This is a genomic window from Bacteroides sp. Marseille-P3684 (genome assembly GCF_900291465.1).
Taxonomy (GTDB): domain Bacteria; phylum Bacteroidota; class Bacteroidia; order Bacteroidales; family Bacteroidaceae; genus Phocaeicola_A.
Window position 1 is genome coordinate 377,868 of the sequence record NZ_LT985808.1, and the last position, 13,418, is coordinate 391,285.

Consider the following 13,418-nt stretch of genomic DNA (forward strand, 5'->3'; position numbering starts at 1 on the left):
ATTAATATGTAACTGCTCCAAGAATCCGGGAAAAATTTATGCTCCTGAGGCAAAATAATTCTGCCGCATTGACATTTCAGCGAAAAGAGAGGGGAAAAAGCGGATGATTCCGTGCAGGTAAATGACAAGAAGGGGGGAATCCGGTTTTGTAAAAACGGGGAGGGCACGCCGGCATTCAGAGGTCAAGCGAGAGCTGGGCGTCGCCCAGGAGGTTGAAGGTGCGGCGGTGGTAGGGGGAGGGTCCGTACTGACGGATGGCGGCACGGTGTGCCTTGGTGGGGTAGCCCTTGTTGCGGTCCCAGGCATACACGGGGTACTGCTCGTGGAGACGGTTCATGTAGTCGTCGCGGTAGGTCTTGGCAAGGATGGACGCCGCAGCGATGGACATGTACTTCCCGTCGCCCTTCACCACCGTGGTGTGGGGCGTGTCGCCGTAGGGCATGAAGCGGTTGCCGTCGATGAGCAGGTGCTGGGGACGGACGGACAGCCCGTCGAGTGCGCGGTGCATGGCGAGAAAGGAGGCACGGAGGATGTTCAGTTCGTCGATTTCCTCGGGCGACACCACGCCCACTGCCCACGCCACGGCTTCGCGCTCGATGACTTCGCGCAGGGCATAACGCCGGTGCTCGGTGAGCTGCTTGGAGTCATTGAGCCACTCGTTCTCGAAGTCCGCCGGCAGAATCACTGCCGCCGCATAGACCGCACCCGCCAGACATCCGCGTCCGGCTTCGTCGCAGCCTGCTTCGACCAGGTCTCTATTATAATAAGGTAATAGCATGGCAGGAAAGAGACTTTTTTAATTGACAATTGACAATGGACAATTACGCCTTGCACGAGCAGGACACAGGAAATCCACCCGCAGGATAATTGTCAATTGTCCATTGTCAATTATCAATTGTCAGAAGCTGTATCCCAGACGGATGAAGAAGCCGTTGAGCTTGCTGTCCACATTCTTGATGCAGTTGGTCAGACCGAACTCATAGCCCAGCTTGAGGGAGAACTCGCGGTAGTTCGCCTTCGCGCCCACATCGATGCCCAGGTTCACGGTGTTCGTGCTCTTGGCATCGTCGTCGAGCACCATGAGGGCGAGTGTCGGACCGGCAAGCAAGCCCACCTTGCCTTCTCCGTAGTCGGCGAAGTTCCAGATGGCGTCGGCGTTCACTTCAATGAAACCCGGGTCCCAGCCGTCATAGCCCTTGGTCGTAAAGGCAACGCCTGCCGACCAGTCGAACATGTCGGTCATCGGGGCAGTATAGTCCATTCCGAAGTTAAGAAATTTCATCTCTGAGTCAGGGTTTACACCTGATGTGTTGATGTTGGCATAGTTCATACCATACCAAACCGTAAAGTTCTGTGCGCTGGCGCAGACAGCCATCACGCAAAGACAAAGCGTCAGAAATAACTTTTTCATAATCATTTCGTTTTAAAGGGTTAATAATCAAGGCCATGCGGAGCTTCCGTGCCGGAAACACGTCCGTCCGTCAGCCGCTTGCCTTCCGACACACGTGCCGGATGAAATCAAAAGTAAGTATTTTTATACGCTTACGGACATGCAAGCAGTTAATATTGGTTAAGTTGCCCTTCCGTATGACAACCGGGGCACACCGGAGGCAGCCTTCCGACGAGAGCGAAGGCACGGCATTTGCCAAGAAAAGTCGTAATTTTGCAGCCTCATCGACACACTTCAGACAAGACCATCATGTTCACAGTCATCGGATGCATGCTGGCAGGCATGATTGCAGGCAGCCTGCTCAGCCGACGCCGGGTGCCGGGCATACAGGGCACCGTCAACCTGCTCATCTGGCTCCTGCTCTTCCTCCTCGGATGGGAGGCGGGCAGCAACCGTCAGCTCATCGACGCCCTCCCCCGGCTGGGAGGCGAGGCACTGCTCCTCTCCACGGCAGCTACCCTGGGCAGCGCGGTGGCGGCAGCCCTGCTCCTGCGCTGCGTCCGCCGGAAGGGAAGAAAGGAGGAACACGGCTCATGAAAGGCAGTCTCCTCATCATCGGGTTCTTCGTCCTGGGCATCATCGTCGGGCGCAGCACGGGCCTGCCGACGGCATGGTCGCTTGCCGACGTCAGCTTCACCGCGCTCTGCCTGCTCATGGCAGCGGTGGGCTTCAGCATCGGGCACGACCCTTCCGCCCTCTCCCGCTTCCGCCGGCTCAACCCCCGCCTCGCCCTGCTCCCGCTCTGCACCATCGGCGGCACCCTGACGGCATGCGCCCTGGCGAGCCTCCTCACGCCCCACTCCGTGGCGGAAGGCATGGCGGTGGGCGCGGGCTTCGGCTACTACTCCCTTTCGGGCATACTCATCACGGGCAGCAAAGGGGCTGAGCTGGGCACGGTCGCCCTGCTGTCAAACATCATCCGTGAGCTGCTCACCCTGCTGGGCGCGCCCCTGCTGGCACGTTGGTTCGGAAGCCTTGCTCCCATTGCGGCAGGCGGAGCGACGACGGCGGACACGACCCTGCCCGTCATCACCCGTACGTGTGGCGACGAACTGGCGGTGGTCTCCATCTACCACGGCATGGTGGTCGACTTCAGTGTCCCCTTCCTCGTGACCTTCTTCTGCTCGCTGGGCTGACGCCGAAAAAGCCTTATAAATTTTCTTCCAGCGGAAGCCGCCTGCGGTGCGGACCTGTCGCCACGTTCGTACGGACGCGTCCGCAGCACCGTACGGACGTGTCCGCACGCTCGTACCGACGCGTCCGTACGAAGCTCGGAACAGGTCGTTTGCAACCTGTTGACAGTCAGACGTCTGCAAAACGTCCTTTCCGGAGCCGGAAGCGTGCAAGGGATTTTCCGATTTTTCAACAGACGGGCACTGCCGTACCCGCAAAAGAGAGAGGCGCGGAGACACCGGGGAAACAGGGTTCAAGCCCTGTCCGCAGTGTCTTCGTGCCTCTATGCTGGTCCGACGGACGCACGGTTGCGCGCCGACGGGGGTACTGTCAGAACATGTGCCGCACGCGCTCGATGCCGGCGACGAGGGTGTCGACCTCCTCCTTCGTGTTGTAGAAGCTGAAGGAAGCGCGGACCGTCCCCTCGATGCCCAGCCGTTGCATCAGCGGCTGCGCACAGTGGTGCCCGGTGCGGACGGCGATGCCGAGGCGGTCGAGCAACGTGCCGAGGTCGAAGTGGTGGATGTTGCCGACGAGGAAGGAGATGACGCTCCCCTTGTGAGGGGCTTCGCCGAAGATGCGCATGCCCTCGATGGAGCGCAGCCGTTCCGTGGCATAGCGCGTCAGTTCCTGCTCGTAGGCATCAATCTGGTCCATGCCCAGGGCGGACACATAGTCGAGCGCCCGTGCCAGGGCGTGCGTGCCGATGTAGTCGGGCGTACCTGCCTCAAACTTGTAGGGCAGCTCGTTGAACGTCGTCCGTTCAAAGCTGACATGCTGTATCATCTCCCCTCCTCCCTGGTAGGGCGGCAGCCGGTCGAGCCACTCCTCCTTGCCGTAGAGCACGCCCACGCCCGTCGGGCCGTAGACCTTGTGCCCGCTGAAGGCATAGAAGTCCGCGTCGAGCGCCTGCACGTCGACTGCCATGTGCGGCACCGCCTGCGCCCCGTCGACGAGTACGGGCACGCCGTGGGCATGTGCCGTGGCTATCATCTCGCGCACGGGATTGACCGTCCCCAGGACGTTCGACACGTGGGTGACGCACACCAGACGGGTGCGCTCGTTGAAGAGCGCGGCATACGCGTCGGTCAGGAGCTCGCCGCGGTCGGTCATGGGGATGACGCGGATGACGATGCCCCGGCGGTCGCGCAGGAGCTGCCAGGGGACGATGTCGCTGTGATGCTCCATGACGGAGACGATGACCTCGTCGCCCTCGCGGAGGAAGGCTTCACCGAACGACGAAGCCAGGAGGTTGATGCTCTCGGTGGTTCCGCGTGTGAAGACAATCTCGCTCGTGGAGCGGGCGTTGATGAACTTGCGGACGGTCTCGCGTGCCCCTTCGTGCAGCTCGGTCGCCTGCTGGGAGAGGAAGTGGACGCCGCGGTGCACGTTGGCATTGACCGAGTAGTACTCCTCGGCAATGGCATCGACCACGCAGCGTGGTTTCTGCGTGGTGGCGCCGTTGTCGAAATAGACGAGCGGCTTGCCGTAGACCGTGCGGCTGAGGATGGGGAAGTCTTCCCGTATCTTTTGTATATCCATAGTGCTATCAGTGTTTAGGCGGGGTCTCACTTGCACATGGCGCACCCCTGGCACTTGTTGAGCTCGCCGCGGAAGCGTTTCTCCACGAGCAGGTGCAGGCGGTCCTTGAGTGCGTCGAGACGTATCTCGTCGATGACCTCATTGACGAAGGCAAACATGAGCAGCAGGCGTGCCTCCCGCTCGGCGATGCCCCGCTGACGCATGTAGAAGAGGGCGTTGTCGTCGAGCTGGCCCACGGTAGCCCCGTGGCTGCACTTCACGTCGTCGGCGTAAATCTCCAGCTGCGGCTGGGTGTACATGCGTGCCTCGCGGGTGGCGCAGAGGTTCCGGTTGGTCTGCTGCGAGGAGGTGCGCTGTGCGCCTTCACGGACGAGCACTTTGCCGGCAAACGCCCCGACGGCACTGTCGTCGAGCACATACTTGTAGAGCTCGGTGCTGGTGCAGTCGCTCACCCGGTGGTCGATGAAGGTGTTGTTGTCCACTTGCTGCTGTTTGTCGCCGATAGCCATGCCGAGCATCTTCACCTCGGCGCCCCGTCCGTCGAGCGCCACCTCGGTGGTGTTGCGGGTGATGCCGTTGTGGAGGGTCATTCCGTTGAGCAGGACGTTGCTGCCTGCCGCCTGATGGACATAGAGGTTGCTGAAGCGCACGGTGTTGTTGTGGGTCTCCTCCAGCTCATAGAAGTCGAAGACGGCATTCTCGCCGACGAAGACCTCCACCACCTGGGTGGCAAGGAACTTCACACGGTCCATGGCATGGTCGCACGCCAGCAGACGCGCCTGTGCGCCTTCTTCCAGGATGATGAGCACCCGCCGGTTGACCATGAAGTCGACGTTGGAACGGAGCATGTTGACAAGTTGGATGGGTCGCTCCACGACCACCCCCTTGGGCACATAGAGCACGAAGCCGTCCTGTGCGAGCATGGTGTTGAGGGCGGTCACGGCGTCGCGTGCGGTGTCGGCGAGGCGTCCGTAGTGTGCCTCCGCCAGCTCCGGGTGCAGGGTGGAGAACTCCTTGAGGCTGCCTGCCCACACGCCGGCGGGGAGGGTTGCCTTCGGCAGGTCACGGCTGTCGAAACCGTCGTTGAGCATGAAGTAGAGCGAGGTACTCATGTTCGGCACGTCGCACTTGAACACTTCGCTGGAGTCGACGGGTATGTCGAGGCGGTTCAGGTTCAAGCCATAGTCCGGCTCGAAGAGCTTCGCCACGTCGGTGTACTTGTACTTCTCCACTTTCCGCGTGGGGAATCCCAGGCTCCGGAAGTCGGCGAACGCCTTGGCGCGGGGCTTGTTCATCACCTCCGAGCTGTGGCGTGCGATCATCGCTTCGCACTGGGTGTACAGGTCGATGTATTGTTGTTCTGCTTTCATTGTCTTGATAGGGTTTATGTATGATTCTTCAGCTACGGCTGACACGGACGGCGGCTGTGCGTCTGCCGGTCAGCCGTTCCCGGTCAGCGGTCTGCAGTGTCCGCTTCCGCCTTGATCCAGTCGTAGCCCCGCTCTTCGAGTTCAAGCGCGAGCTCGGGTCCGGCGGTCTTGACGATGCGTCCCTTGTAGAGCACGTGGACGATGTCCGGCTTGATGTAGTCCAGCAGACGCTGGTAGTGGGTGATGACGATGCAGCTCGTCTCCGGTGTCTTGAGCTTGTTGACGCCCTCGGCTACGATCCGCAGCGCGTCGATGTCGAGTCCCGAGTCCGTCTCGTCGAGGATGCTCAGCTTCGGCTCCAGCATCGCCATCTGGAAGATTTCGTTACGCTTCTTCTCGCCGCCGGAGAAGCCTTCGTTCACCGAACGGTTCGCGAGCTTGTTGTCCAGCTCGACCACGGCACGCTTCTCGCGCATGAGTTTGAGGAACTCGCTTGCACTGAGGGGTTCCTGCCCCATGTACTTCCGTTTCTCATTGACTGCCGCACGCATGAAGTTGACCATGCTCACGCCGGGAATCTCCACGGGATACTGGAACGAAAGGAACAGCCCTTCGTGGCTTCGGTCTTCGGGACTGAGCGCGAGGAGGTCCTTCCCGTTGAACATCACCGAGCCTTTGGTCACCTCGTAGGCGGGATGTCCCACGAGGACGTTGCTCAGCGTACTCTTACCCGAGCCGTTAGGGCCCATGATGGCGTGCACCTCTCCGGTCTTCACGGTGAGGTTGATGCCTTTCAATATCTCTTTGCCATTGATGGTGGCATGCAAATCTTTTATTTCAAGCATATCTGTCTGAGGTTATAATGTGATTCATTCGTTTAGGTTCATTCGTCGCCGGGAGGCAGTCGCCAGGCGGTGGCGTCCGCGTTCAGCCGACGCTGCCTTCGAGCGAGACTGCCAGCAGCTTCTGTGCCTCGACGGCAAACTCCATCGGGAGCTTGTTGATGACCTCCTTGGCGTATCCGTTCACGATGAGTCCCACGGCGTCCTCCGTCGGGATGCCGCGCTGGGTGCAGTAGAAGAGCTGGTCTTCTGATATCTTCGACGTGGTGGCTTCGTGCTCCACGACAGCTGTCTCGTTGTGGATGTCCATGTAGGGGAAGGTGTGTGCGCCGCACTTGTCGCCCAGCAGCAGCGAGTCGCACTGGCTGTAGTTGCGCGCCCCGTCCGCCTTGGCAGCCACACGGACCAGTCCGCGGTAGGAGTTCTGGCTGCGTCCGGCAGAGATACCCTTGCTGATGATGGTGCTCCGGGTGTTCCGCCCGAGGTGTATCATCTTCGTGCCGGTGTCCGCCTGCTGGAAGTTGTTCGTCACGGCCACGGAGTAGAACTCCGCCTGCGAGTTGTCGCCCGTCAGGATGCAGCTGGGGTACTTCCACGTGATGGCTGAGCCTGTCTCCACCTGCGTCCAGGACAGCTTGCTGTCCACGCCCTTGCAGTTGCCCCGCTTGGTCACGAAGTTATAGACTCCGCCCTTGCCCTCGGCATCGCCGGGGTACCAGTTCTGCACGGTGCTGTACTTCACCTCGGCGCGGTCCATCACCACGATTTCCACGATGGCGGCATGGAGCTGGTTCTCGTCGCGCATGGGGGCGGTACATCCCTCAAGATAGGACACGTAGCTGTCGTCGTCCGCCACGATGAGCGTACGTTCGAACTGCCCCGTGTTGGCGGCATTGATACGGAAGTAGGTGGATAGTTCCATCGGGCAGCGTACGCCCTTGGGGATGTAGACAAATGAGCCGTCGCTGAACACGGCGGAATTGAGGGCAGCGAAGAAGTTGTCGCGGTAGGGCACCACGGAGCCGAGGTACTTCTTCACCAGGTCAGGATGTTCGCGCACTGCCTCGCTGATGGAGCAGAAGATGATGCCCTTCTCGATGAGTGCGTCCTTATAGGTAGTCTTCACCGACACGGAGTCCATCACGGCGTCGACCGCCACTCCGCTGAGCGCCATCTGTTCCTCCAGGGGGATGCCCAGCTTGTTGAACGTCTTTATCAACTCGGGGTCGACCTCGTCCATGCTCTTGGGTCCGTCTTTCCGGGTCTTCGGGGCAGCGTAGTATGAGATAGCCTGGTAGTCAATCTCGGGAATATCCAGATGTGCCCACCGGGGCATCTCCATCGTCTGCCAGTGACGGAACGCATTCAGGCGGAACTCCAGCAGCCAGTCAGGCTCCCCTTTCTTCTCGGAGATGAGCCTTATGACCTCCTCGTTGAGTCCCCGCTCGATGATGTCGGTGTGGACATCCGTCGTGAAGCCGTACTTGTACTTCTCGGCAGCCAGTTCCTTCACCAGCTTGTTCGGTTCGTCTTGCATAATTCTTACTTGATTAATTGTTCTGTAACTTGTTTGATAGCCGGGAAGAAGAGCCCGGCCGTTTCTCCCACAGGATGGTAGAACACCGACTGTTCCTTCACTTCGGGGGTGAGCATCTTCTCCTCAGGGTCGATATACTCCACCACCTTGATGAGCACACCAAGGAACAAGAGATGGAGCACCATGCCGGTCACTGCGCCCAGCATCCGGTTGACGATGCCCAGATGGGCAGCCTCCAACGCCCGGGTCAGTGCAGCCCCTGCCAGCATGAGCAGTGCGGGGATGACCGCCCAAATGATGATGAACGAGATGATTTGCGCCACACTGACGGATGTCCCGATGTGAGGCGCCAACTGTTCGCCGACAGCGGCATACAGCGCACGCGCCACCAGCAGTCCGGCTATCAGGCCTACCAGTCCGCATGCCTGCTTGATGAAGCCTTTGGCGAGTCCCGACACCAGTCCGATGCCCAGCACCACCACTATGAATATGTCAATCGTTTCCATTCCTTTATAACAACAATGTGCCAATCACACAAACCGGAAGGGCGGTCTGGCAATTGGCACATTTCATATGATTGTCACTGCCCGCAGGGGCAGCCGTGTTTCGTTTGCTTTCTTATTCCACAGGTCAGAGTGTCTGCTTCACCTCGATTTCCTGGTAGGACTCGATGATGTCGCCCACCTTGATGTCGTTGTAGTTCATCAGGCTGATACCGCACTCGAAGTTGACCGGCACCTCCTTCACATCGTCCTTGAAACGCTTCAGGGCGTTGATGGCTCCGGTGTGGATGACGATACCGTCGCGGATGAGACGTGCCTTGTCGGTACGTTTCACCTTGCCTTCGCGTACCCATGCTCCGGCTACGGTGCCGACCTTGGTAATCTTGAACACCTCGCGCACTTCGATGGTAGCGGTGATTTCCTCCTTGACCTCGGGTGCCAGCATGCCTTCCATCGCCGCCTTCACATCCTCGATGGCATCATAGATGATGGAGTAGAGACGGATGTCGACTCCCTCCTGCTCCGCCTGCTTGCGGGCAGCCATTGACGGACGCACCTGGAAGCCGATGATGATGGCGTCCGAGGCAGCGGCAAGGCTGACGTCCGATTCCGAAATCTGACCCACCGCCTTGTGGATGACGTTCACCTGAATCTGCTCGGTGGAGAGCTTGATGAGCGAGTCGCTCAACGCCTCGATGGAGCCGTCGACGTCGCCCTTGACAATGACGTTCAACTCGTGGAAATCGCCCAGTGCCAAGCGGCGTCCCACTTCGTCGAGCGTAAGCATTTTCTGTGTGCGGAGTCCCTGCTCACGCTGGAGTTGCTCACGCTTGCTGGCAATCTCGCGCGCCTCCTGCTCGGTCTCGATGACGTGGAAGGTGTCTCCGGCTGTCGGGGCACCGTTCAGTCCGAGGATGAGTGCAGGCTCGGAAGGACCTGCCTGCTGGATGCGCTGGTTGCGTTCGTTGAACATCGCCTTCACCTTGCCATAGTTGGTTCCGGCAAGCACGATGTCGCCCACCTTGAGCGTACCGTTCGCCACGAGCACCGTTGCCACGTAACCCCGTCCCTTGTCGAGCGTCGACTCGATGATGGAACCGGTAGCCCGGCGGTTGGGGTTCGCCTTCAGTTCGAGCAGTTCGGCCTCGAGCAGCACCTTCTCGAGCAGCTCGTGCACGCCGATGCCCTTCTTGGCGGAGATGTCCTGCGACTGGTACTTTCCGCCCCATTCCTCCACGAGGAAGTTCATGTTGGCAAGTTCCTCCTTGATTTTGTCCGGGTTGGCGGCGGGTTTATCTATCTTGTTGATGGCAAAGACGATGGGCACACCGGCAGCCATGGCATGGTTGATGGCCTCCTTGGTCTGCGGCATGACGTTGTCGTCGGCAGCCACGATGATGATGGCGATGTCGGTCACCTTGGCACCACGTGCACGCATGGCCGTAAATGCCTCGTGACCCGGAGTGTCGAGGAAGGTGATGCGGCGTCCGTCTTCCAACTTCACGTTGTAGGCACCGATGTGCTGCGTGATGCCGCCAGCCTCGCCTGCGATGACGTTCGACTTGCGGATGTAGTCGAGCAACGATGTCTTTCCGTGGTCGACGTGACCCATGACGGTGACAATCGGCGCGCGCGGCTGGAGGTCTTCGGCACGGTCTTCCTCCTCGACCACCGCCTGTGCCACTTCAGCACTGACATACTCGGTCTGGAAGCCGAACTCCTCCGCCACCAGGTTGATGGTTTCCGCGTCGAGACGCTGGTTGATGGACACCATGATGCCCACACTCATACACGTGCCGATGACCTGCGTCACAGGGACGTTCATCATGTTGGCAAGCTCGTTGGCAGTCACGAACTCGGTGAGCTTGAGCACCTTGCTCTCTGCTCTTTCCTGGTCCTCCAGTTCCTGCTGACGGTTGATGGCGTTCTCGCGCTTCTCCTTGCGGTATTTGGATGTCTTGTTCTTTCCCTTGCTTGTGAGTCGTGCCAGGGTCTCTTTCACCTGTTTTGCCACATCTTCGTCGCTCACTTCAGGTTTGGCGAACGATGACGACTTGCGGTTGCGGTCGCGGTCCTTGCCACGGCGGTCACGGTCTTTCGACTTCTCACCTCCGCCGCCTTTTCCGCTGCGTCCTTCACCACGCGAAGACTGGTCGACGGCGTTGATGTCGACCTTCTCCTTGTTGATGCGGCTGCGCTTCTTCTTCCGCTTGCCATCCTCGTCGGAGTCGTTCTTGTCCGCACGGCTCGACTTGTCGTCGGTCTTGCGTATCTCCTTGATGATGGCGTCCTTCATCTGCTTCTTCTGTTCCTGACGCTGCTTTTCCTTTTCCTCGCGCTCTTTGCGCCGTTCCTCTTTCGACTTTTTCCGCGGACGGGTCGATTGGTTCAACGCGTCGAGGTCAATCTGCCCCACCACGTTGATTTTCGAGACGAACTCAGTAGGACGTATCTTGAACACGCCGTCGTCTTCTTGTCCGCCTTTCTTTTCTTCTACTTTCTCAGCCACCTGGGTATCTGCTTTTTCGGTTTTGACGGGAGCCGGTTTGTCGGCAGCAGAGGCTGCTTCCGGGCGTACGGGCTTGGCGGCTTTCGCTTCGTCCTTGGGCTCGGCAGTCCCAGCGGCTTTCTCCGGGGCAGGCTGTTGGGCAGCCTTCTTCTCCTCGGTCTTTTCGGTTATGTTTTTCTCTACAGTCTTCTCGACGACGGGTTGTGCCGGCTTCTTGCGTCGGTTGAGGGCATCGAGGTCGATTTTCCCCACGGGCTTGAATTTCGGGCGCACGTCCTCGGGCACGACGGTCTTGACCACCTCATCCTCTTTGGCTTTCCGTTCGGGCTCTTTCTTGGGCTCGTCGAAACCGTCGATGGAGATGGAGGCACCGCGTCCACGTTCCTTGCTTTGTCGTTCCTGGCTGAATTTCTCAGACTCGATGCGCAGCTTCTTGTCCTTGCGGAACTCCTGTACGAGGAGTTCGTACTGCTCTTTCGTAATCTGCGTATTCGGGGTGGCCTCCACCTCGAATCCTTTCTTCTGGAGGAATTCGACAACCGTCGTCAGTCCTACGTTTAAATCTCTTGTTACTTTATTTAGTCTTATAGTCATACGTTTTTAGTTTGTAAGTTCGTCAAGTTTCTCAAGTCGATGAGTTGTTTCCTGTCTGCCATTGCCCGGGCGATGTCCTGAGCCCGCATCCTCCAACTCATTCCATGAAAAAAGAACCAAAGGACTCAACCGGCCCGGGACGACTTACTCTTCAAATTCGGCCTTTAATATTCTCAATACTTCGTCGACCGTGTCTTCTTCCAGGTCGGCTTTCTCGATGAGCATCTCGCGCGGAGCGTTGAGCACGCCCTTGGCGGTGTCGATGCCGATGCCCTTGATGGCGTCGATGACCCACTCGTCGATTTCATCGCGGAACTCATCCAGGTAGATGTCTTCCTCGTCGGCTGCACCGTCGAGCTCGCGATAAACGTCGATGGTGTACTCCGTCAGCATGCTGGCAAGCTTGATGTTCATGCCGCCCTTTCCGATGGCGAGGGAGACCTCCTCGGGTTTGAGGAACACCTCGGCACGCTTGTTCTCCTCGTCGAGACGGATGGAAGAGACGACGGCGGGACTCAGCGCACGCTGGATGAAGAGCGAGATGTTGGCGGTGTAGTTGATGACGTCGATGTTCTCGTTGCGCAGCTCACGCACGATGCCGTGGATGCGGGAACCTTTCACACCCACACAGGCGCCGACCGGGTCGATGCGCTCGTCGTAAGATTCGACGGCAATCTTGGCGCGTTCACCGGGGATGCGTGCGATGCGTTTGATGGTGATGAGTCCGTCGTTGATTTCGGGGACTTCCATCTCGAACAGGCGTTGCAGGAAGACGGGCGACGTGCGGCTCAGGATGATTTTCGGGTTGTTGTTGGTGTTGTCCACCCGTGCCACGACGGCGCGTACGGTCTCGCCCTTGCGATAGAAGTCGCTGGGGATCTGTTCGGTCTTGGGCAGCAGGAGTTCGTTGCCCTCATCGTCGAGCAGCAGCATCTCTTTCTTCCATATCTGATAGACCTCGGCGCTGACGACCTGGCCCACCTTTTCAATATACTTGTTATACAGGCTATCCTTCTCCAGTTCCAGGATCTTCGATGCAAGTGTCTGGCGCAGGTTCAGGATGGCACGCCGTCCGAACTTGGCAAAGATGACCTCGTCGGTCACTTCCTCGCCAATCTCATAGGAAGCGTCGATCTTGCGTGCCTCAGTGAGGGAGATTTGCATATTCGGGTTCGTCAGGTCCTCGTCTGCCACGACCTCGCGGTTGCGCCAGATTTCGAAGTCCCCCTTGTCGGGGTTCACGATCACGTCGTAGTTCTCATCCGTCCCGAACATCTTGGCAATCACGCTGCGGAAGCTTTCCTCCAGGACGCTGACCATCGTGGTTCGGTCGATGTTCTTCAACTCTTTAAATTCCGAAAATGTATCAATCAAGCTGACTGTTTCCTCTTTCTTAGCCATAATATAGCGTTATTTAAAACTTATTAGGTATTTGGTATATTTTACTTCCGGGTAGGTGAACGTCATGTCTTCCTCCACCGTTTTGGCGCGCTTCTGTCCTTCCAGCTTCACGCGTTTCGGGACACTGACCACGAAATGTTCCTCGTCGGCTTCCTTGAGCACACCGCAGTGTTTCTCTCCGGCGAGTGTGAGCACCTCGACATCCATTCCGATGTGGTTGATGTATTGCTGCAGCACCTTGAAGGGTTGCCCGATACCGGCGGAACCCACTTCGAGTTCAAAGTCTTCTTCTTCACGATTGAGCCTTGACTCGATGAAACGGCTCAGCTGCACGCAGTCTTCGATCCACACACCCTCGGCATGGTCAATTTCAACAACGATTTTGTCATCCGGGCTGACGTTCACATCGACCAGGAAATAGTCTTTTCCGTCGAGCCACTCTTCCACGATGTTACGGACAAGGTTTTTGTCTATCATTCAGTTCACTGTTTGTTTTT

Annotated in this window: 11 protein-coding genes and 2 pseudogenes; 2 read left to right on the plus strand and 11 right to left on the minus strand. The window is 58.6% G+C overall.

The features are described from left to right. Positions 1 to 175: 175 nt before the first annotated feature. Positions 176 to 778: a ribonuclease HII gene (locus C8275_RS01535; protein WP_106483806.1), complete on the minus strand. Its 603-nt coding sequence runs from the start codon at positions 776 to 778 to the stop codon at positions 176 to 178. 120 nt (positions 779 to 898) lie between these two features. Next, positions 899 to 1,411, minus strand: coding sequence for an outer membrane beta-barrel protein (locus tag C8275_RS01540; protein ID WP_157948121.1), 513 nt, complete (start codon positions 1,409 to 1,411; stop codon positions 899 to 901). A gap of 288 nt (positions 1,412 to 1,699) precedes the next feature. On the opposite strand from C8275_RS01540, the gene C8275_RS01545 reads away from it, so the two are divergent. After that, positions 1,700 to 1,987, plus strand: a complete 288-nt coding sequence (locus tag C8275_RS01545; RefSeq protein ID WP_106483808.1) for a LysO family transporter — start codon at positions 1,700 to 1,702, stop codon at positions 1,985 to 1,987. Beyond that, positions 1,984 to 2,586, plus strand: coding sequence for a lysine exporter LysO family protein (locus tag C8275_RS01550; protein WP_106483809.1), 603 nt, complete (start codon positions 1,984 to 1,986; stop codon positions 2,584 to 2,586). The genes C8275_RS01545 and C8275_RS01550 overlap by 4 nt, the downstream gene beginning before the upstream one ends. Before the next feature lie 367 nt (positions 2,587 to 2,953). Here the strand turns inward: C8275_RS01550 and C8275_RS01555 are convergent, their stop codons facing one another. From C8275_RS01555 to rimP, 9 genes and pseudogenes are all read right to left on the minus strand, one after another. After that, the gene (locus C8275_RS01555) at positions 2,954 to 4,165 is read right to left on the minus strand and encodes an aminotransferase class V-fold PLP-dependent enzyme (RefSeq protein WP_106483810.1); all 1,212 of its coding nucleotides are present in this window, start codon (positions 4,163 to 4,165) and stop codon (positions 2,954 to 2,956) included. 26 nt (positions 4,166 to 4,191) lie between these two features. Beyond that, on the minus strand, positions 4,192 to 5,535 hold the full coding sequence (sufD, locus tag C8275_RS01560) for a Fe-S cluster assembly protein SufD (RefSeq protein WP_106483811.1): 1,344 nt from the start codon (positions 5,533 to 5,535) through the stop codon (positions 4,192 to 4,194). An 83-nt stretch (positions 5,536 to 5,618) separates the two neighbouring features. Continuing rightward, entirely contained in the window at positions 5,619 to 6,380 is a 762-nt protein-coding gene (gene sufC / locus C8275_RS01565; protein WP_106483812.1) for a Fe-S cluster assembly ATPase SufC, read from the minus strand. A gap of 82 nt (positions 6,381 to 6,462) precedes the next feature. Continuing rightward, positions 6,463 to 7,914, minus strand: a complete 1,452-nt coding sequence (gene sufB, locus C8275_RS01570) for a Fe-S cluster assembly protein SufB (protein ID WP_106483813.1) — start codon at positions 7,912 to 7,914, stop codon at positions 6,463 to 6,465. A 5-nt stretch (positions 7,915 to 7,919) separates the two neighbouring features. Further along, positions 7,920 to 8,420: a CvpA family protein gene (locus tag C8275_RS01575; protein WP_106483814.1), complete on the minus strand. Its 501-nt coding sequence runs from the start codon at positions 8,418 to 8,420 to the stop codon at positions 7,920 to 7,922. Positions 8,421 to 8,544: 124 nt separating this feature from the next. After that, a pseudogene (gene infB, locus C8275_RS01580) lies at positions 8,545 to 10,878 on the minus strand (translation initiation factor IF-2); the annotation flags it as partial. A 185-nt stretch (positions 10,879 to 11,063) separates the two neighbouring features. After that, positions 11,064 to 11,520 (minus strand): annotated as a pseudogene (locus tag C8275_RS14935) (translation initiation factor IF-2); the annotation flags it as partial. Between the two features lie 144 nt (positions 11,521 to 11,664). Beyond that, complete coding sequence (gene nusA, locus C8275_RS01585; RefSeq protein WP_022383887.1) at positions 11,665 to 12,921, minus strand: transcription termination factor NusA; 1,257 nt, start codon at positions 12,919 to 12,921, stop codon at positions 11,665 to 11,667. Between the two features lie 9 nt (positions 12,922 to 12,930). Further along, on the minus strand, positions 12,931 to 13,398 hold the full coding sequence (gene rimP / locus C8275_RS01590) for a ribosome assembly cofactor RimP (RefSeq protein WP_106483816.1): 468 nt from the start codon (positions 13,396 to 13,398) through the stop codon (positions 12,931 to 12,933). Between the last annotated feature and the right edge of the window lie 20 nt (positions 13,399 to 13,418).

Bases quoted from the DNA above. Each gene is read 5' to 3' on its own strand.
- sufC (WP_106483812.1), bottom strand. From the start codon at position 6,380: ATGCTTGAAATAAAAGATTTGCATGCCACCATCAATGGCAAAGAGATA.
- C8275_RS01550 (WP_106483809.1), top strand. From the start codon at position 1,984: ATGAAAGGCAGTCTCCTCATCATCGGGTTCTTCGTCCTGGGCATCATC.
- C8275_RS01545 (WP_106483808.1), top strand. From the start codon at position 1,700: ATGTTCACAGTCATCGGATGCATGCTGGCAGGCATGATTGCAGGCAGC.
- C8275_RS01575 (WP_106483814.1), bottom strand. From the start codon at position 8,420: ATGGAAACGATTGACATATTCATAGTGGTGGTGCTGGGCATCGGACTG.
- C8275_RS01535 (WP_106483806.1), bottom strand. From the start codon at position 778: ATGCTATTACCTTATTATAATAGAGACCTGGTCGAAGCAGGCTGCGAC.
- sufB (WP_106483813.1), bottom strand. From the start codon at position 7,914: ATGCAAGACGAACCGAACAAGCTGGTGAAGGAACTGGCTGCCGAGAAG.
- nusA (WP_022383887.1), bottom strand. From the start codon at position 12,921: ATGGCTAAGAAAGAGGAAACAGTCAGCTTGATTGATACATTTTCGGAA.
- sufD (WP_106483811.1), bottom strand. From the start codon at position 5,535: ATGAAAGCAGAACAACAATACATCGACCTGTACACCCAGTGCGAAGCG.
- rimP (WP_106483816.1), bottom strand. From the start codon at position 13,398: ATGATAGACAAAAACCTTGTCCGTAACATCGTGGAAGAGTGGCTCGAC.
- C8275_RS01555 (WP_106483810.1), bottom strand. From the start codon at position 4,165: ATGGATATACAAAAGATACGGGAAGACTTCCCCATCCTCAGCCGCACG.
- C8275_RS01540 (WP_157948121.1), bottom strand. From the start codon at position 1,411: ATGAAAAAGTTATTTCTGACGCTTTGTCTTTGCGTGATGGCTGTCTGC.